This window comes from Archangium gephyra, assembly GCF_049060025.1.
GTDB classification, from domain to species: domain Bacteria; phylum Myxococcota; class Myxococcia; order Myxococcales; family Myxococcaceae; genus Archangium; species Archangium gephyra_A.
Window position 1 is genome coordinate 4299019 of the sequence record NZ_JBMEQQ010000002.1, and the last position, 17697, is coordinate 4316715.

A 17697-nucleotide genomic window follows, 5' to 3' on the forward strand; every position below is an offset into this window, starting at 1 on the left:
TGCCCGGCCGCCTGCCCGGCCGCTAGGCTGGACCCTTCCCCTTCTACAAGGAGCGCTCCCGATGCGGAAGTCCCCATGGATGCTCGCCCCCCTGGCGGCCGCGGCGGTCCTCGGCGGGTGCCGGAGCACGGCCTGTGAGGATCTGGCGGCGGCCTATGCCGGGGTGGACCGGAAGTCCCAGCCCTGCGTGGAGCGTACCCCCCTGCCCGCCTTCGATCCGGCCCGGTGCGAGCAGAACCTCCAGGAGTGCGGCGGGGCGGACCTGGAGCAGCTCGAGGCCCAGGTGGAGTGCTACGAGCGGCTCGGCACCTGCCAGCCCGAGCAGCGGACGTCCTTCTTCCAGGCCCTCAGCGCCTGTGACAGCAACGCCGTCAGCAATACGTGTGAGGCGGCCATCTTCTAGGCCCCGGCGGCTCCTGGACGGGGAGCCAACCGGGCTCGGAACGGACTCCGCTCGAGACGGGAGCGGAGCGTCCGCTCAGCAGTTCGGGACGTTGCCGTAGCAGTTCGCGAAGTTCGTGCAGGACTTCAGCTCCAGGCAGTCACCCATGATGTTGTACCAGTCCGCGCGATCCGAGGACGTGAGGTCCTCCGTGCACTGGGTGATCCTGTCCGTGCACTCATCCGCGCTCAGGCCCGCCGGGAGGATGTTGCACTCATCCGCGCGATCGCAGAACTGCGCCTCGGTGGAGCTGCAACCAACGACGAGCCCGCAGCAGGCCAGGGCCACGGCCATCCGAATCCGGAACGTCCTCATGGGTCTTCCCTCCCTCAACACACTTCGTGTGGGGCGCGTGACTGCCGGAGAAAGGTTCGCCTGTCAACCGGAGGGGGCCACGCCCCTGGTAGCGGGGGCAGTTCCCGTCCCACCGGGATGACGGATAGAGTGCACCCGCCATGTCCCGCACGACTCGCCGCATCCCCCTCGTCAACCTGTCCCACTACCGCTCCGGCAACCCCGAGGAGCGTGCCCGCTTCGTCCGGGTGTTCGGAGAGGCCCTCAAGGAGTTCGGTTTCGTCTCCGTCGAGGGCCACGGCATCGACGATGGGCTCATCCGCCGCACCTACGCGGACGTGGAGGCCTTCTTCCGCCTGCCGGAGCAGGTGAAGCACCGCTACCACGTGCCCGAGTTCGGCGGACAGCGCGCCTACACCCCCTTCGGCAAGGAGCACGCGAAGAACCGCACCGTGGGCGACCTCAAGGAGTTCTGGCACGTGGGCCGGGATCTCCCCGAGGGCCATCCGCGCCGCCCGGACACCGCCGCCTACAACGTCTGGCCGGAGGAGGTGCCCTCCTTCCGCACCCACACGCTCTCGCTCTTCACCGCGCTGGATGAGGCCGCGGGGCTGATGCTGCAGGCCGTGGCCGAGTACTTCGGCATCGAGCGCAACACCTTCAGCGACATGGCGCAGGACGGCACCTCCGTGCTCCGCGTCATCCACTACCCGCCCCTGAAGGAGAAGTTCATCCCCGGCGCGGTGCGCGCCGCCGAGCACGAGGACATCAACCTGCTCACCCTGCTGTGCGAGGGCACCGCCTCGGGCCTGGAGATCCTCACCCGCGATGGCGAGTGGATTCCCGTGGACACGCTGCGCGGGCAGATCGTCGTGGACTCGGGCGACATGATGAGCCGGGTGACCAACGGCGTCATCCCCGCCACCACCCACCGCGTGGTCAACCCGCCCTCGGCCGCCGAGGACAACACGCGCTACTCCATGCCCTTCTTCGTGCACCCCTATCCGGAGTGCGTGCTCGAGGCCCTGCCGGGCACCGTGACGCCGGAGAAGCCGGGCCTGCCCCCCATCACCGCCGACGCCTTCCTCAAGCAGCGCCTGCGGGAGATCGGCCTCATCAAGTAGGACGCACCTTCGAGGGTCAGGAGCCACCCGGACATGACCCTTCCCGCCCGCTCCCACCTCCGCGCCCTGCTCCTGCTCGGAGGGTTGGCAGTGGCCTCCGGTGCGGCCGAGGCCCAGGAGCAGCCCCGTCCCCTCCTGCGCCCGGGCAACGTCGATCTGCGCGTCGAAGGAGCGGCTTCCCTCCTCCCGCTCTCCCTCGAGGCCGGTGCCACCGTGGAGGTGGGCGTGCTGCCGATCGCCACCGGCACGCTCTCCCTGGGCGTGGAGCTCAGCGCCAACCTGTGCGCGCTCGCCTGCTGGATCCCCAATCTCTTCCTCGAGCGGGACACCTCGCGCTGGGACCTCTCCGCCGCGGGCCGGCTGGGCTACCACTTCACCCTGGCCAACCGGCACTACAGCCGATTCGACCTCTTCACCTTCGTGCTCGGCGGAGTGATGGAGCCGCGCACCACCGTCACCACCCCCTCCTACCGCTACGAAGGCCGCGGCCGGGGAGCCGTCTTCGGCCTGGGCGTGGGGGGCAACTACTTCCCCTCTTCCCGCTTCTTCCTGGGCGCCGAGGCCCGGCTGCGCTTCTCCACCGGCACCTATGACCTCACCCTCACCCGGGGCACCTACGACTTCACCCCGGGTGATCTCCGGTGGCTTCGGCTCGGCCTCAGTACCGCCTTCTTCGTAGGGGTCCGCCTCTTCTGATCGGCCGCTCCCCGTGGCGCACGGGTGATGATGACCCGGTGCGTCATGGAGCCCTCCCCCGCCTTGCCGGAAACCACGCCCCCGGGCGCAACTCTGGGCCGGTGCGTGCGAAAATCCCATGGAGTGCCGTCCGTGTGGAGCCGGACGGCCCCAGCTTCGAGGCCAATGCCATGAGCATCACTCGCACCGGGCAGAACACTCCCAACATCCCGACGCAGCGCACCACCACGGCTGCCACGGGGGGGACGCAGACCCCGCCGACCTCGAAGCAGCAGCCGGCTGCGGCGACGACGCGTACCGCCGCGTTCACGGATGGCTTCCAGGCCGCCCGGGCCGCTCCCGTGGCCCTCGCCGCGCCTCAGGCCCAGACCTTCCGGGAAGTCCTCCCCCAGCACGCCTCCCAGACGACCACGGCGGGCGTCCCCCTGGGCAAGGCCGCGCTGGACCGCGTGGTCGCCCACCTGGAGCAGAGTTCCGGCCGCAAGTTCAACGACGTCGAGCGCGCCGCCTGGTTCCACGAGGCCTGGGAAACATCCAAGAAGGGCGGCAGCGAGGACGACACCTGGGGCGCGGTCTTCACCAGGCTCAACTCGGCCGGCAAGAACACGCCTCGTGACCAGAACGTGCTGCCGAGCGCCGCCTCCGAGACGCCCAAGGAGGGCGAAACCCTCAGCTCCAAAGCGCTCGACCGCGTGATGGAGCACGTGCAGCAGACCGCCGGCCGCCAGTTCAACAGCACCGAGTACGCCGCCTGGCGCAATGAGGCCGCGACGATCTCCAAGAAGGGCGGCAGCGAGGACGACGTCTGGGGTGAGGTCTTCACCAAGCTCCACTCGGCCGGCAAGAACACGCCTCGTGACCAGAACGTGCTGCCGAGCGCCGCCTCCGAGACGCCCAAGGAGGGCGAGACCCTCAGCGCCAAAGCGCTCGACCGCGTGATGGAGCACGTGCAGCAGACCGCCGGCCGCCAGTTCAACAGCACCGAGTACGCCGCCTGGCGCAACGAGGCCGCGACGATCTCCAAGAAGGGCGGCAGCGAGGACGACGTCTGGGGCGAGGTCTTCACCAAGGTCAACTCGGCCGGCAAGAACACGCCTCGTGACCAGAACGTGCTGCCGAGCGCCGCCTCCGAGACGCCCAAGGAGGGCGAGACCCTCAGCTCCAAGGCGCTCGACCGCGTGATGGAGCACGTGCAGCAGACCGCCGGCCGCCAGTTCAACAGCACCGAGTACGCCGCCTGGCGCAACGAGGCCGCGACGATCTCCAAGAAGGGCGGCAGCGAGGACGACGTCTGGGGCGAGGTCTTCACCAAGCTCAACTCGGCCGGCAAGAACACACCTCGTGACCAGAACGTGCTGCCGAGCGCCGCCTCCGAGACGCCCAAGGAGGGCGAGACCCTCAGCGCCAAAGCGCTCGACCGCGTGATGGAGCACGTGCAGCAAACCGCCGGCCGCTGGTTCAACAGCACCGAGTACGCCGCCTGGCGCAATGAGGCCGCGACGATCTCCAAGAAGGGCGGCAGCGAGGACGACGTCTGGGGCGAGGTCTTCACCAAGGTCAACTCGGCCGGCAAGAACACGCCTCGTGACCAGAACGTGTTGCCGAGCGCCGCCTCCGAGACGCCCAAGGAGGGCGAGACCCTCAGCTCCAAGGCGCTCGACCGCGTGATGGAGCACGTGCAGCAGACCTTTGGCCGCCGGCTCAGCGCCAATGAGTACACCGCCTGGCGCAACGAGGCCGCGACGATCTCCAAGAAGGGCGGCAGCGAGGACGACGTCTGGGGCGAGGTCTTCACCAAGCTCAACCAGGCCGACAAGAACGTCAACCGGTAGGCCCGGCAGGACCTCCGCGTCCTCCCCCGCGCCTCAGTGCACGAGTCTCCCGGGCGCGGAGGACGTCTCCTCGCGCACGGGAGCACCGCCCGCCTCCAGCAACTGGAGGAGATCCTTCGTCGTCAGCCGCGCCGCGGCGTCCGTCCCCTCGAGAATGCCGGCCACCAGGGCGCGCTTGTCCGCGTGAAGCGAGAGGATCTGCTCCTCGATCGTTCCGCGGGTGACGAGCCGGTACACCGTGACGGGCCGCTCCTGCCCGATGCGATGGGCCCGGTCCGTGGCCTGATCCTCCACCGCCGGGTTCCACCATGGATCCAGGTGGATGACGTAGTCGGCCGCGGTCAGGTTGAGCCCCGTTCCGCCCGCCTTCAGCGAGATGAGGAACAGGTCTCCCTCCCCACGCTGGAACGCCTCCACCCGCTTGGCCCGGGCACCCGCCGGGGTCGCGCCATCGAGGTACTGGTAGTGGAACCCCGCCCGGTCGAGCTCTTCCCGCACCAGGGCGAGGTGCGAGGTGAACTGGCTGAACACGAGCGCGCGGTGCCCCGCGCCCCGGAGCTTCCTCGAGCAGCTCGAGCAGGCGGCGCATCTTGGAGGAGCTGACGCTCGATTTCGAGTCGTAGAGCCGCGGATGGGAGGCCAGCAGCCGCAGGCGCGTCAGGGCCGCGAGCACCTGGAACTGCTGCTGCTCGTTGCGCACGCCCTTGCCGTCCTTCGTGACCTCGGCCACGGCGGCCAGGCGCGCATCCTCATAGAGCGTCCACTCCTCCTCGGAGAGGGCGATGGGGACCTGGACCTCCGTGCGAGAGGGCAGCTCGCGCGCCACTTCCCGCTTCGTGCGCCGGAGCAGGAAGGGCTTGAGCACCCGGTAGAGCGCCGCGCGCGCCTCGGGATCCTTGCTGCGCTCGATGGGCCCGGCGAAGCGCTCGCGGTACTGCTCCCAGCTTCCGAGCAGGCCGGGGAAGACGATCGAGAAGAGGCTCCACAGCTCCCCGAGGTGGTTCTCCAGGGGCGTGCCCGACATCGCGAGCCGGAAACCGGCATTCAGCTTCCGTGCGGCGCGAGCCCGGTGCGTGATCGGATTCTTCAGCGCCTGCGCCTCGTCGATGATGAGGGTGGCGAAGGTGACCGCGCTCAGGCTCGCGATGTCGCGCGTGAGCAGGCCATAGCTGACGATCAGCACGTCCTTCTTCGTGAGCTTCGCGAGACACGCCGTGCGATCCGGCTGCTCGGCGTAGAGCAGGGGGCGGAGGTCCGGCGCGAACCGGCGGATCTCCTCCACCCAGTTGAAGCCGACCGACGTGGGGACGAGCACGAGCGCGGGCCCGATGCGCGTCCGGTCCAACAGCACCGCGATGGCCTGCAGCGTCTTCCCGAGGCCCATGTCGTCGGCGAGACAGGCTCCGGCGCCCCAGGCGGCGACCCGGCTGAGCCACGCATGCCCCTCCACCTGGTAGTCGCGGAGGGTCGCCTTGAGTGCCGCGGGCGGTTTCGGCCGGAGCGACAGCGAGGCCGCGAGGCGCTCGGTGAGCAGTTGCCAGGAGGGAGCCGCCTCCACCTCCGCCCCCGCCCCGCCGAGCGCGTCGATGGCCGGGACCGCTCCGGGCGACAGCTCCGCCCGTCCATTGCGAATGAAGGTGTGATCCGCGATGGCCTGGAGCCGGTAGCGCAACGTATCGCTGAGCTCGACCCAGCGCCGCTCGTCGACCCGCACGAACCGCTGCTGCCGCCGCGCCGCATCCAACAGCACCGCGAGCTCGAGCCGGCCGGTCTCGACCTTGAGCTGGCCATTGATGCCAAACCAATCCCGCTTCCGGTCGATGTGGACCTTGAGCGCCTCGGGGCCCACGGAGGACAGGATCCGCGGCTTCTCATCGAGCCATTCGACGGCGAGTCCGCGCGGGGGATTCTGCAGGGCGGCGACCAGCTCCAGCGCCGAGTCGGTGTCCCTCATCCGGAAGCAATACGGGGGGCCTTCTTCCGCGCCGGCGAGCGGAAGCGTCGACATCATCGCGCGCGCCCGCTCATCCTCGGTGAGGAGGGAACGCCGCACGTACGCACGCTCGGCGCCCCGCAGCAGCAGGACGTCCCGTGGGCCGACTCCCGGATGGAAGAGCGGCGCACCCGGACCCGGACGCACGAACAGCTCGAACTCGAGCGACACGTCCGGCAACAGCCGCAGCCGCACCACCGTCTCGGGCTCGGAGGAGATCTCCCGGCCCTTGAGTGACTCCGGGACGACCAGCGGGAGGCGGGCCTCCAGACGCGAGAGCCGCTCCAGCAATGGCTGCTGCGCCTCGGGTGGAAACCGCGCGCCGTGCTTCTGGAGCAGCTCGAAGAGCTGACGGGCCTCGTCGCTCACGTCGATCAGCAGACACCGGCCCCGCTGCTCCTCGGAGGTGAAGAGCGGCTCGCCCGGGGCGAAGGACTTCATCAACGAGGACAGGAGGCGTGCGTCGAAGACCTCGCCGTCGACGGAGGGCTCCAGCCGGATGTGATCGCCAGCGGGGACCGCGATGAAGCCCAGCCGCACCCGCTTCAGCTCGAGCGGCTCATCGGGCGAGACGTCAAGCGCCACCCGCGGATGCCCCACCAGCGCGAGAAAGGCCCGTGCCGCGTACGTGCTGCCCCGGGCTCCCGCGCGGGCCGACCAGGAGGACAGCAGCTCGGCGACGCGCAGGTCTTGCTCGGAGAGGGAGTCGCGGTGCTCGTCGAGCAGGCGCGCCGGTGTCGTGCGCGCACCCGACGTCAGCACGCCCCGGCGGTTCCGCTTCTTCACCGATGGCACCGCGGTGAGCATCCCGAGTTCGTGCTCGATGCGCCACCACACCTCGATGAAGGCGCGCGGCTCGGCGAGCTTCGCCTCGAATACCTCGAGCGCCTTGAGTGCGCGGGCCCAGGACGGCCTCAGGAGCTCATCGGCGAGCACACGCGCCTCGTCGCGCCGCGACGGGTCCTCGAGAAGATCCAACGTGGCATCCACCAGCGCGAGGGCGTGCGCGCAGCCCCCTGCCCGGGCCTCGCAGCTACACTCGAGCCGGGGCTCGCCGTCAGTCGGAAACGACAGCCTCGATTCGGCCGCGAAGGAGCCGTACGACGGCCCACCGCGAACGCGCCGCCAGCGCTCCTTCCAGGCGACGGCACAGGGCTCGGCGAGAAACGACCAGGAGCCCGAGGCTCGCGCGGCACGGGACCGGGGAAGCGCACGCACGCGCAGGCCCCGCCGGAGTTGCAGCAGCTTCGTCCAGAACACCGCGAGTGCGGGGTCCTCGTGGGACTCCGGGCGCGACGCCTCCTCGAGCACTCCGAGCCGGATGGACTCCGCTTCATCGGCCAGGAACGCGGCCGTCGCCAGGGGAACCGCCTCCACGAGGACGCCGCGAGCGCGCGCACCCAGATAGCGCGAGGCGCCCTCGTGAGAACCGACGTCCCGGACCGACATGCCGCTGAGCGCGTAACGCAGGCTGTTCTTCTGCGCCTCATCGACCGCGAGCGCGGGCAGCAACACCTCCGCCGCGGTCGCCAGGGCGTCCTGGAGCGAGTGGGACTCCGCCCATTGCTCCAGTTCCTTCCGGGTCCCGAAAGGCGGAGGGGGAACGAAGGGTCCGGGGGCAGCGGGAATTCGAGGCGTGGGGAGGGACACGGAGGCGGCGGAGTGTAATCGCGGAGGAACGCCGGTTCAGCCTCGGTTCTGACGCCTGGGCAGCGAGTAAGCAAGGACACTCGAAGAGAAGATGGACCCCATAGGGCACGGGCGGGAGGGGACTCCTGTGGAGTAGCATGGACCCTACCGTGCCCCAGATCGGAGCCGCCTCGGCAATCGGTCAAGGACCTCATCCATGAGAATCATTCTCTGTTGTTTGGGGCTTCTATTCGCGGCGCCCTCATTCGCCGACTCGGTGGAGGATGGGCTGTGCCATGCGCGGCCCCAGCCCGTCGAGAAGATGGAGAAGCCAGAGAAGCTCTGCCGCGCCTTCGTACGCGCCATGGAGAGGCTACCGGGGGAGACGATGAAGGAAGTGCAGGCGATGGTGTCTCCCGAGAGCCTGACACTCATGGGAACGCTGACCACGGCATGGATTGGCAGCCAAGGCATTCCCGTGCTCGGCCAGACAGTGGACGCGGCGCTGCTCGCACTGGGAGTCACGATGGCCGCAGCGCAAACGGCCGCGGTGAAGGACTCGCTGTGGAACTACGCCAGGTACGCAAGCGAAGCGCGCGATGAGGCGGGCCTCGACACGGCGGCGGCGTACCTTGCGAGGGCTGTGGCAACGGTGGGCGTGAGTGTCGTGACCTTCATCTTGATGAAGAAGGTGTCGGGCAAGGCACAGAAACAGCCACGGCCACCCGAGCCTCCCTTCAACCTGCGGCCTGAACTCGTGCCGGTGTCCGGAGCCGGGTACGTGGGCAGTTCAGTGGGAACCACGCCGGGTGTCGTGCCTGGGACTGGTGTAGCGCCCTCGCTGGCCGTCGCCGGGGGACGCTCGGGAGGCGAGCAGGTGCCACCGGAGCACGCGAAGCCCAAGAAGGTGGACCTCAAGGCATTCAAGGCGTGGCTGCAGAAGGTCAAGCGGCGGCCTGCCCGCGCGGATTCGGAGGCCTTCCAATACCAGCGAAAGCACGCAGGCCTGGAGGAAATGCAGGTTTCTGGAGGTGGAAAACAGGTCTGGGCAGACGGTGCCCGCCCGGACAGCGCGAGGATAGTAGAGGTCAAGCACATCGGTACTCCTGACAGGAGCCCGTTCATACCCGGTTCGAAGTGCGAGGAGGGCGTCCGCCTCGCCATCCAAGGGGGCGTCATCGCGGAGTTTGAACGCTACGCCGCTGTCATCAAAGACCCCAACAACCCGATTGTTGCGCTCGAGGTCATCGTCAACGATGGGATGGCTGTTCCCTTCTTCGAGTCCCTCCTCGTGAGGTTTGCCATCCCTGGCGAGGTTCTCGTTCGCCCCTGATGCGAGGAGAAAGTACATGAAGTACTACATCATCACTGAGACAGCGGGGCTTCCGTCGGCGTCTGATTTTACTTCCAGGCTGATTGCGCGATGGCCTGGGACCACGGTGGAGCAGATTTCCAATCCTGAGAGTCGCTACGCCCTGGAGTTCCAAGTCCCCATGGCTCATTCCCATGTAGAGGGTCTGCTCGACCGGACCGGGAGTTCCATCAACTTCGAGGGAGACCTCCGGGATATGTCCGAGTTCGTTCAATGGTGCCGCTCCCTCATACCGCCTCACCTCCGCCTCATTTTCTGCGATGAGGGAATGAATGGGGAGGTCAAGGTGACTCCGCCAATGACAGCCGCGGACATCCTTCAGTCATTCTACGCGAGCGGGGGGTGAGCCCCCCGGGCGCGTCTCTTCAGGAGGACTACTCCCCGATCTTCTTCTTGAGCAGCTCGTTGACCAGGGCCGGGTTGCCCTTGCCCTTCATCGCCCGCATCACCTGGCCCACGAAGAAGCCGAAGATGTGCTTCTTCCCGGCCTTGTACTTCTCCACCTCGCCCGCGTTCTTCGCGAGCACCTCGTCCACCACCGCCTCGATGGCGCCCGTGTCGCTCACCTGCGCCAGGCCCTTCTCCGAGATGATGGCCTCCGGGTCCTTCCCCGTGCGGAACATCTCCCCGAACACGTCCTTGCCCGCGTTCGCCGAGATGCTCCCCTTCTCCACCGCCGTCAGCAGGTTGGCGAACTGCACCGTGGAGAAGCGCAGCGTGGTGACGCTCCCGCCCTCCTCCTTCAGCAGCCGCAGCAGCTCTCCGAGGAACCAGTTCGATAGCCGCTTGTAGTCCTTGAAGTGCTGCGCCACCGCCTCGAAGTAGTCCGCCAGCGGGCGCTCCGCGCACAAAATCTTCGCGTCATACGCCGGCAGCCCGTACTGGCTCGTGAAGCGCGACACCTTCGCCCGCGGCAGCTCCGGCAGGGACTTCGCCACGTCGTCGATCTGCGCGTCCGTCAGGTGCAGCGGCGGCAGGTCCGGCTCCGGGAAGTAGCGGTAGTCGTGCGCCTCCTCCTTCGAGCGCATCGAGCGCGTCACGCCCTTGTTCGGATCATACAGCCGCGTCTCCTGATCCACCTTCCCGCCCGACTCGAGCAGGTCCACCTGCCGGGAGATCTCATACTCGGTGGCCTGCTTGATGAACCGGAACGAGTTGATGTTCTTCAGCTCCACCCGCTGGCCGTACGCCGTGCTGCCCTTGCGCATCACCGAGACGTTCACGTCACAGCGCAGCGAGCCCTCCTCCATGTTCCCGTCGTTCACCCCGAGGTACACCAGCACGTCCCGCAGGGACCGGAGGTACTCCACCGCCTCGTCCGCGCTGCGCAGGTCCGGCTCGCTGACGATCTCCAGCAACGGCACGCCCGCGCGGTTCAGGTCCACCAGGCTCTCGGCCGCCGAGGCGTCGTGCACGCTCTTGCCCGCGTCCTCCTCCATGTGGATGCGGCGCACGCGGATGACCTTCTCGCCCTCGGCCGTGTCGATGGCCAACTGCCCCCACTCGCAGATGGGCTGGTCGAACTGCGTAATCTGGTAGCCCTTGGGCAGGTCCGGATAGAAGTAGTTCTTCCGGCTCCACACGCTCGTCTTCTTGATGGTGCAGCCGAGCGCCAGTCCCGTGCGGATGGCGAACTCCACCACCCGCGCGTTGAGCACCGGCAGCACCCCGGGCAGGCCCAGGCACACCGGGCAGGTGTTGTGGTTGGGCTCGGCGCCGAAGCTGGTGGAGCAGCCGCAGAAGATCTTCGTGTGCGTGAGCTGTTGGGCGTGGACCTCGAGCCCGATCACCGGCTGGAAATCGCTCAGGGGCATGGCGTCTCCGGAAGTCCTCTCTAGATGGGGGCCTGGCGGCGCACGTAGTCGTGCTCGCGCTCGAAGGCCCGGGCGATGCGCAGCAGCTTCGCTTCATCGAACGGACGGCCCATGAGCTGCAATCCCATGGGCAGTCCCGCCTTCGTGAAGCCGCACGGCAGCGACAGGCCGGGCAGTCCCGCCAGGTTGCACGGCAGCGTGCACACGTCCATGAGGTACATGGACAGCGGGTCATTCACCTTCTCGCCCAGCTTGAAGGCGGGCACCGGCGAGGTGGGCGTCACCAGCGCGTCCACCTGGGTGAAGGCCTTGGCGAAGTCCTCGCGGATGAGCGTCCGCACCTTCTGGGCCTTCAGGTAGTAGGCGTCGTAGTAGCCCGCGCTCAGCGCGTACGTGCCCAGCATGATGCGGCGCTTCACCTCGGGGCCGAAGCCCTGGTCGCGCGTCAGGCCGTACATGTCCTTGAGGCCCTTGGCGTCGCGCGCCCGCAGGCCGTAGCGCACGCCGTCGTAGCGGGCCAGGTTGCTCGACGCCTCCGCCGGGGCCAGCAGGTAGTAGGTGGCCAGCGCGTACTTCGTGTGCGGCAGGGACACGTCCACCAGCGTGGCGCCCAGCCGCTCGTAGGCCTTCAGGGCCTCGCGGACCGACGCCTCCACCTCGGGGTCCATGCCCTCGACGAAGTACTCGCGCGGCACGCCCAGCTTCAGCCCGGCCACCCCGTGCTCCAGGTCCGCCAGGTAGTCCGGCACGTCCGCCGGTGCCGAGGTGGAGTCCCTCGGGTCATGCCGCGCCAGCACCTGCAGCAGCGCCGCCACGTCCCCCACCGTGCGAGCCATGGGGCCCGGCGCATCCAGCGAGGAGGCGTAGGCGATGACGCCGTAGCGCGACACGCGCCCGTAGGTGGGCTTGAGGCCCACGGTGTTGGTGAGTGCCGCCGGCTGGCGGATGGAGCCGCCCGTGTCCGTGCCCAGCGTGCCGAACACCTCGCGCGCCGCCAGCGCCGCCGCCGAGCCTCCCGAGGAGCCTCCCGGCGTGCGCGTCACGTCCCACGGGTTGTGGCAGGGGCCATGGGCGCTCGACTCGTTGGACGAGCCCATCGCGAACTCGTCCTGGTTGAGCTTGCCCAGGATGGGCGTCCCCGCCTCCTTCAACAGTTGCACCGCGGTGGCGTCGTACGGGGGGACGAAGCCCTGGAGGACGCGCGAGGCACACGTCGTCTCCACGCCCTCGGTGAGGAAGATGTCCTTGACGGCCACCGGCACGCCATCCAGCGGCCCGAGCGGGTTGCCCTTCTTGCGCCGGGCATCGCTCGCCTCGGCGGCCGCGAGCGCGCCGGTCTCGTCCAGCCGCAGGAAGGCCTTCACCTTCCCGTCCACCTGGGCGATGCGTGCCAGGCACGCCCGGGTGGCCTCCACGGAGGTGGTTTCCCCCGAGGCCAGCTTCGCCGCCAGCTCCAGCAGGGTGAGGTCGGTCAGCGGCATGGCGTCACTCCAGGATTTTCGGGACGGCGAAGCTCGTGCCCACCCTGGCCGGTGCGTTGGCCAGCGACTTCTCGGGAGGCAGCGAGGGCCGCATCACGTCCTCGCGCAGCAGCGAGGACGCGAGCGTGGCGTGCGAGGTGGGCTCCACTCCGCTCACGTCGAGCTCCTGGAGCTGTGCCACCGCGTCCAGGATGGCGGAGAGCTGCGTGGCGTAGCGCTCCTCCTCCTCGGACGAGAGCGACAGCCGGGCCAGGGTGGCCACATGCCGGACCTGCTCGACGGTGAGCTTCATGGAGCGAACCTCCAGCGGGCTACTTGTTCTTGAAGAGGTTGAGGACGGCGCCCATCCACTTGCCGCTGTTCTCGGTGCCCGACTGCTTCATGAGCGCGTCCAGCTCTCCCGCGTCCAGGAAGATGCCCTGGCAGTTGAAGCAGGTGTCGATCTCGATGTCGCCCCGCTTGAGCGACTGCAGGTCCATGCCGCACTTGGGGCACTTCATGTAGTGCAGCTTCTTGAGGTCCTCGCGCTGCTGGGCGGCCATGGAGTGCGACTGCTCGATGGCCAGCTTGCGCTTCTTTTCGATCTCCTCGCGCGCGAAGTACTCTTCTTCAGTCGACGACGGCTTGTCCGGGGTGGCCATGATGTAGGTCTCCTTTGGTTCCGCTACGCGGCGAAAGCAACATACATGCTCCGCCCCCGGCTGGTGCCTCAAAGTGGCCGTGCCGTGTACCGCCGGACGGCCCGCCGGAAAATTGACCGGACCCCCTCCCTCCCTACACTCCGCGGACGGCTGCTACAGCCCGCTACGGGGAGTGTGAGGAAGTCATGGCGGAACGGAAGGCCAGAGCGGAGAAGACGGTCCTTTCGCGGCAGGAGATCGCCACGCGCCGCAGGGCACTGGCGGAGAAGAAGGCGCAAAAGGGAGTGGCGGAGGCGGGACCCGGACAACGGGCACTGCTGGGCCTGTTCCTGATGGCCGTCTCCATCCTGTCGTTGGTGTCGGTGGCGACCTTCAGCGCGAAGGATCGCAAGGGGCCCGGCTTCGAGAACGCGGTGGGACCCATGGGCCACCTCATCGCCGAGGGCCTGCGAGGCATGCTCGGGGTGTGGGCCTACCTGCTCCCCCTGTGTGGCGTCTATGCCGCCATGGTCGTCTTCGTGGGCAACCGGGAGCGGCGCCGCTGGCCGCAGCTCGTGGCCTTCGTGCTGCTCACCCTGAGCGGCGCGGTGCTGGCCCAGCTCTTCCTCGGCAACCAGCCCGGCCAGGCCCACCCGCCCGGGGGCTACGTGGGCGCCACGCTCGGCGGCATCCTGGTGGGACTCTTCTCCACCGTGGGCACCATCATCCTGGTGACCACGGTGTGCGCCGCCGCGCTCATCGTCGGCACCCAGTACACCTTCCTCAAGCTGTGCTCGCTGGCGTGGGCCGGGGCGTGCGTGCTCGGCCGCCGGGTGCAGGAGAACGCCCTGCTCTTCTGGGAGCAGCAGAAGGAGGCCTACAAGGAGCGCCAGGAGCGCGCCGCCAAGGACAAGGAGGAGGAGGACGCCTTCCTCGCGCAGCTCGAGGAGGAGGAGGCCGAGCTGGAGGAGGCCGAGCGTCTGGCCCTCGAGGCGGAGGAGGCCGAGCAGGAGGCCATGGCCGAGGAGGCCGTGCGCCTGGCCCGTCAGGAGGAGAAGGAGCGCGCCGCCGCCGCGAAGCAGGCCGCCAAGGATGCGCGCGAGACCGCGAAGCAGACCGCCCGCGAGGCCCGGGAGAAGCGGCCCGAGCTTCCCGCTGGCCAGCAGCCCGTCATCGTGACGCCTCCGTCCGCGCCCGCGCGCCCGGCGCAGGGAGCGGATCCGGTGTGGGCGTCCTTCCTGTCGCCCTCGCCCGCCGCCAACGCGGTGCCCAACGTGCCCGCCGCCCCTCCGGCCGACGCCGCGAAGGGCAGGCGCGGCAAGACGCCGAACATCGTCGCCGGCCCGGCCTCCGAGCTGTCCGCCGACGCGCACGACTCCGAGCCCCTGGTGGCCGCTCCGCCCATGGCCGCGGCACCCGCGCTGGCGGCCCAGGCTCCGGCCTCGCCCTCGGCCATCGTGCCGGCTCCGCCCTCGGCGCTGGCGCGCACGCCGCTCATCGTGGAGCCCAAGGCCCCGCCCAAGCCCACCGCCGTCGCCGTCAAGAAGAAGGACCAGGAGCAGTTCCAGTTCGTCGGTGGCCGCACCAGCTTCTCGCTGCCTCCGCTGGACGTGCTGGAGATCGAGAAGAAGGAGCGCTCGGCGCTCGACAAGGACGCCTTCCTCACCACGGCGGAGAAGCTGCGCGCCAAGCTGGCCGACTTCGGCATCTCCGGCGAGGTGGTGGAGATCCGCCCCGGCCCCGTGGTCACCATGTACGAGTTCCTCCCGGGGCCCGGCATCAAGGTGAGCAAGATCGCCGCGCTCCAGGATGACCTCGCCATGGCCATGGAGGCCATGCGGGTGCGCATCGTGGCGCCCATCCCCGGCAAGGGCGTGGTGGGCATCGAGGTGCCCAACCGCGACCGCGAGACGGTGTACCTCAAGGAGATCGCCGAGCAGGACGTGTTCCAGAAGGCCGGCAGCCGGCTCACCATGTGCGTGGGCAAGGACATCGAGGGCATGCCGTACGTCTTCGACCTGGCCAAGGCGCCCCACCTGCTCATCGCAGGCACCACCGGCTCGGGTAAGTCCGTGGCGGTGAACTCGATGATCATGAGCATCCTCCTGAAGTCCACGCCGGAGGAGGTCCGCTTCATCATGGTGGACCCGAAGATGCTCGAGCTTCTCCGTGTACGAGGGCATTCCGCACCTGCTGTTGCCGGTGGTGACGGATCCGAAGAAGGCGGCGCTCGCGCTGCGCTGGGCCGTGGAGGAGATGGAGCGGCGCTACCAGATGCTGTCCGAGGCGGGCGTGCGCAACATCGCCGGCTTCAACAAGTTCGTGGAGACGCAGGACGCGGAGAAGGGCTCGGCGAAGCCCGCCGAGGAGTCCGCGAAGAAGGCCGCGCCGAAGAAGCCCAAGAAGGTGGTCGTGGTGGACGTGGCCACGCCCGAGGACGCGGCCTTCGAGGAGTCGCATCCGGCCAGCGCGAGCACGGGCCCTGGGGTCGCCGCGCCCAGGGAGGACATGGAGGACCTGCGCGAGGCCCTGCCCGAGCCCGAGGAGGCTCCCGAGAGCGTCCAGGCCGCGAGCGAGGACGAGGACGACGACGGGATGTCCGATGCCGTGGAGGCCGCGCTCGAGGCCGCCGGGGAGTCGGAGTCGTCGAAGGAAGAGAAGCGCGAGTGGAAGAAGCTGCCCTACATCGTGGTCATCATCGATGAGCTGGCGGACCTGATGATGGTGGCGAGCCGCGAGGTGGAGACGTACGTGGCGCGCCTGGCGCAGATGGCTCGCGCGGCCGGCATCCACCTGATGGTGGCCACGCAGCGCCCGTCCACGGACGTCGTCACGGGCATCATCAAGGCCAACTTCCCCACGCGTATCAGCTTCATGCTGCGCTCGAAGCCGGACTCGATGACGATTCTGGGTACGGTGGGCGCGGAGGCCCTGCTGGGCATGGGCGACATGCTCATCATGCCGCCCACGAGCGCGCACCTGCAGCGTGTGCACGGCGCGTTCGTCTCGGAGAACGAGATCAAGAAGGCGGTGGATCACCTCAAGGCGCAGGGCAAGCCGGTCTACGACGAGTCCATCCTCAAGCCGCGCGACGAGGAGGGCGAGGGCGGTGGTGGCGAGGAGGACGAGCTGTCCGACGAGCTGTACGACCAGGCGCTGGCGACGGTGAGCGAGATGAGGGCGGTGTCGATCTCGATGCTGCAGCGCAAGATGCGCATCGGCTACAACCGAGCGGCGCGAATGATCGAGCGGATGGAGCGCGACGGAGTGGTGGGCGCGGCGGACGGAGCCAAGCCGCGCGAGGTGCTCATCCGCGGAGTGGGCGACATGCCCGGAGCCGGAGCCGCCTGAACCTCAGGGGTCCCAAGCCCCCACTCCCTCCAATATCCCCTCTCCCACCGGGAGAGGGACGGGGTGAGGGTGCCAAGACCCCAGGTTGCCCCTGTGTAAAGCCCCCTCTCCCTCTGGGAGAGGGCTGGGGTGAGGGTCAGTATTCCTACCCCGTCCTGCGCACACTGCGAGCGGCGGACCGCATGCGGGGCAGGAGATCTTCCCTCGCGACCGCGCTGGCCCGGCCCTGGACGAGCACGAACCCGCCGGGGCCCGCCAGCAGCAGTTGATAGATGAAGAGCGCCCGGCCCGTGTCGCGCTGCGTGGCGTGAGCCACCAGCTCGTACCCGCGCATTCCCCCCACGAGCACCGGTCCCGACGACTCGAGCTCCACCGCATCGACGCCGGGCATGCGCTCCAGCGACACCTCCGACAGCTCGCGTGGAGAGATCGACTCCGAGGCCCCGGGCAGCGGGGTGACGATGAGGTAGGGCGCTTCACTGCCGGGACCAGGAACCCGTCCTGTCTCGGTGAAAAGCACGCCGTGCTGGATGCGCTGGGCGGGTTGAAATCCGGAGGGCGAGTCGAGCAGGAAGGGCGGAAGGTCGGGCTGTTCCGCATCGGGCTCCCAGCGGGCGGCCATCACCAGGGTGCGCAGCCGCGAGGACAGCTCCGAGGCCCGCTCGGCACGGCAGCTCGCCACCACCATCACCGAGCTGCGCGAGTCCCCGAAAACAGCCATCCACTTGTCGAAGAGGATGCCCCGCTGCTCCTGCTCGACGTGGAGGAGCGTGCCCTCGTGGGGCCCTGCCCGCAGCGGCTCACGGGAGAGCAGCCGGATGCCCTGAGGCGCCAACTGCTCGGCGGTGAGCCCCCGGGCGAGCGCCGGGTACGGATCGGGCAGCTCCGTCACGGCGATGACGGCGCCGCTCCGCGGGTCCCCCAGACCGGGAAACTGGGTGGTCTCGACGAACCCGTCCGGCCGGGGCAACCAGACGTGCGTGCCCTGCACGCGGGTCATCGGAGGGAGGACATGGAGGCTCATGCGCGGGAGGAGTATAGGAAGAGGA

At 68.9% G+C, this 17697-nt stretch carries 14 protein-coding genes and 2 pseudogenes; 8 read left to right on the forward strand and 8 right to left on the reverse strand.

All coding sequences use genetic code 11. The features are described 5' to 3' along the window. Positions 1–61 precede the first annotated feature (61 nt). Entirely contained in the window at positions 62–403 is a 342-nt protein-coding gene (locus tag ACN28I_RS18720; RefSeq protein WP_420943342.1) for a hypothetical protein, read from the forward strand. Between the two features lie 75 nt (positions 404–478). Here ACN28I_RS18720 and ACN28I_RS18725 read toward each other — a convergent pair whose 3' ends face one another. Next, entirely contained in the window at positions 479–757 is a 279-nt protein-coding gene (locus ACN28I_RS18725) for a hypothetical protein (RefSeq protein WP_420943343.1), read from the reverse strand. Positions 758–897: 140 nt separating this feature from the next. Here ACN28I_RS18725 and ACN28I_RS18730 point away from each other — a divergent pair, with 140 nt between their 5' ends. The 3 genes from ACN28I_RS18730 (at position 898) to ACN28I_RS18740 (ending at position 4388) form a co-directional block, all read left to right on the forward strand. Continuing rightward, positions 898–1860, forward strand: coding sequence for an isopenicillin N synthase family dioxygenase (locus ACN28I_RS18730; protein ID WP_420943344.1), 963 nt, complete (start codon positions 898–900; stop codon positions 1858–1860). Between the two features lie 33 nt (positions 1861–1893). Then, the gene (locus tag ACN28I_RS18735) at positions 1894–2556 is read left to right on the forward strand and encodes a hypothetical protein (protein WP_420943345.1); all 663 of its coding nucleotides are present in this window, start codon (positions 1894–1896) and stop codon (positions 2554–2556) included. A 170-nt stretch (positions 2557–2726) separates the two neighbouring features. Then, positions 2727–4388 carry a hypothetical protein gene (locus tag ACN28I_RS18740; protein ID WP_420943346.1) on the forward strand — a complete coding sequence of 554 codons (1662 nt, stop codon included), beginning with the start codon at positions 2727–2729 and terminating at the stop codon, positions 4386–4388. Positions 4389–4421: 33 nt separating this feature from the next. Here ACN28I_RS18740 and ACN28I_RS18745 read toward each other — a convergent pair whose 3' ends face one another. Beyond that, a complete protein-coding gene (locus tag ACN28I_RS18745; RefSeq protein WP_420948663.1) occupies positions 4422–4919 on the reverse strand; it encodes a DEAD/DEAH box helicase in 498 nt (165 codons plus the stop codon). A gap of 154 nt (positions 4920–5073) precedes the next feature. Further along, positions 5074–7830 (reverse strand): annotated as a pseudogene (locus ACN28I_RS18750) (DEAD/DEAH box helicase); the annotation flags it as partial. Positions 7831–8227: 397 nt separating this feature from the next. Between ACN28I_RS18750 and ACN28I_RS18755 the strand changes: the two are divergent. Both ACN28I_RS18755 and ACN28I_RS18760 read left to right on the forward strand, forming a co-directional pair. Continuing rightward, positions 8228–9343 (forward strand): restriction endonuclease fold toxin-2 domain-containing protein, encoded by a 1116-nt coding sequence (locus ACN28I_RS18755; protein ID WP_420943347.1) that lies wholly within the window; start codon positions 8228–8230, stop codon positions 9341–9343. A 16-nt stretch (positions 9344–9359) separates the two neighbouring features. Continuing rightward, on the forward strand, positions 9360–9728 hold the full coding sequence (locus ACN28I_RS18760; RefSeq protein ID WP_420943348.1) for a hypothetical protein: 369 nt from the start codon (positions 9360–9362) through the stop codon (positions 9726–9728). Between the two features lie 28 nt (positions 9729–9756). On the opposite strand, the gene gatB is transcribed toward ACN28I_RS18760, so the two are convergent. From gatB to ACN28I_RS18780, 4 genes are read right to left on the reverse strand one after another with little or no spacing between them, the layout of a single operon-like run. After that, complete coding sequence (gene gatB / locus ACN28I_RS18765) at positions 9757–11196, reverse strand: Asp-tRNA(Asn)/Glu-tRNA(Gln) amidotransferase subunit GatB (RefSeq protein WP_420943349.1); 1440 nt, start codon at positions 11194–11196, stop codon at positions 9757–9759. Positions 11197–11216: 20 nt separating this feature from the next. Next, positions 11217–12677, reverse strand: a complete 1461-nt coding sequence (gene gatA, locus ACN28I_RS18770; RefSeq protein WP_420943350.1) for an Asp-tRNA(Asn)/Glu-tRNA(Gln) amidotransferase subunit GatA — start codon at positions 12675–12677, stop codon at positions 11217–11219. Positions 12678–12681: 4 nt separating this feature from the next. Next, a complete protein-coding gene (gene gatC, locus ACN28I_RS18775) occupies positions 12682–12969 on the reverse strand; it encodes an Asp-tRNA(Asn)/Glu-tRNA(Gln) amidotransferase subunit GatC (protein ID WP_420943351.1) in 288 nt (95 codons plus the stop codon). Between the two features lie 19 nt (positions 12970–12988). After that, positions 12989–13318, reverse strand: a complete 330-nt coding sequence (locus tag ACN28I_RS18780; protein ID WP_420943352.1) for a zf-TFIIB domain-containing protein — start codon at positions 13316–13318, stop codon at positions 12989–12991. Between the two features lie 332 nt (positions 13319–13650). Between ACN28I_RS18780 and ACN28I_RS18785 the strand changes: the two are divergent. After that, positions 13651–15396, forward strand: a pseudogene (locus ACN28I_RS18785) (DNA translocase FtsK 4TM domain-containing protein); the annotation flags it as partial. 106 nt (positions 15397–15502) lie between these two features. Further along, complete coding sequence (locus tag ACN28I_RS18790; RefSeq protein WP_420943353.1) at positions 15503–16648, forward strand: FtsK/SpoIIIE domain-containing protein; 1146 nt, start codon at positions 15503–15505, stop codon at positions 16646–16648. Positions 16649–16793: 145 nt separating this feature from the next. On the opposite strand, the gene ACN28I_RS18795 is transcribed toward ACN28I_RS18790, so the two are convergent. Next, on the reverse strand, positions 16794–17648 hold the full coding sequence (locus tag ACN28I_RS18795; RefSeq protein WP_420943354.1) for a hypothetical protein: 855 nt from the start codon (positions 17646–17648) through the stop codon (positions 16794–16796). Positions 17649–17697 lie beyond the last annotated feature (49 nt).

Bases quoted from the DNA above. Each gene is read 5' to 3' on its own strand.
- ACN28I_RS18755 (WP_420943347.1), top strand. From the start codon at position 8,228: ATGAGAATCATTCTCTGTTGTTTGGGGCTTCTATTCGCGGCGCCCTCA.
- gatA (WP_420943350.1), bottom strand. From the start codon at position 12,677: ATGCCGCTGACCGACCTCACCCTGCTGGAGCTGGCGGCGAAGCTGGCC.
- ACN28I_RS18730 (WP_420943344.1), top strand. From the start codon at position 898: ATGTCCCGCACGACTCGCCGCATCCCCCTCGTCAACCTGTCCCACTAC.
- ACN28I_RS18735 (WP_420943345.1), top strand. From the start codon at position 1,894: ATGACCCTTCCCGCCCGCTCCCACCTCCGCGCCCTGCTCCTGCTCGGA.
- ACN28I_RS18795 (WP_420943354.1), bottom strand. From the start codon at position 17,648: ATGACCCGCGTGCAGGGCACGCACGTCTGGTTGCCCCGGCCGGACGGG.
- ACN28I_RS18740 (WP_420943346.1), top strand. From the start codon at position 2,727: ATGAGCATCACTCGCACCGGGCAGAACACTCCCAACATCCCGACGCAG.
- ACN28I_RS18780 (WP_420943352.1), bottom strand. From the start codon at position 13,318: ATGGCCACCCCGGACAAGCCGTCGTCGACTGAAGAAGAGTACTTCGCG.
- gatC (WP_420943351.1), bottom strand. From the start codon at position 12,969: ATGAAGCTCACCGTCGAGCAGGTCCGGCATGTGGCCACCCTGGCCCGG.
- gatB (WP_420943349.1), bottom strand. From the start codon at position 11,196: ATGCCCCTGAGCGATTTCCAGCCGGTGATCGGGCTCGAGGTCCACGCC.
- ACN28I_RS18760 (WP_420943348.1), top strand. From the start codon at position 9,360: ATGAAGTACTACATCATCACTGAGACAGCGGGGCTTCCGTCGGCGTCT.
- ACN28I_RS18720 (WP_420943342.1), top strand. From the start codon at position 62: ATGCGGAAGTCCCCATGGATGCTCGCCCCCCTGGCGGCCGCGGCGGTC.
- ACN28I_RS18725 (WP_420943343.1), bottom strand. From the start codon at position 757: ATGAGGACGTTCCGGATTCGGATGGCCGTGGCCCTGGCCTGCTGCGGG.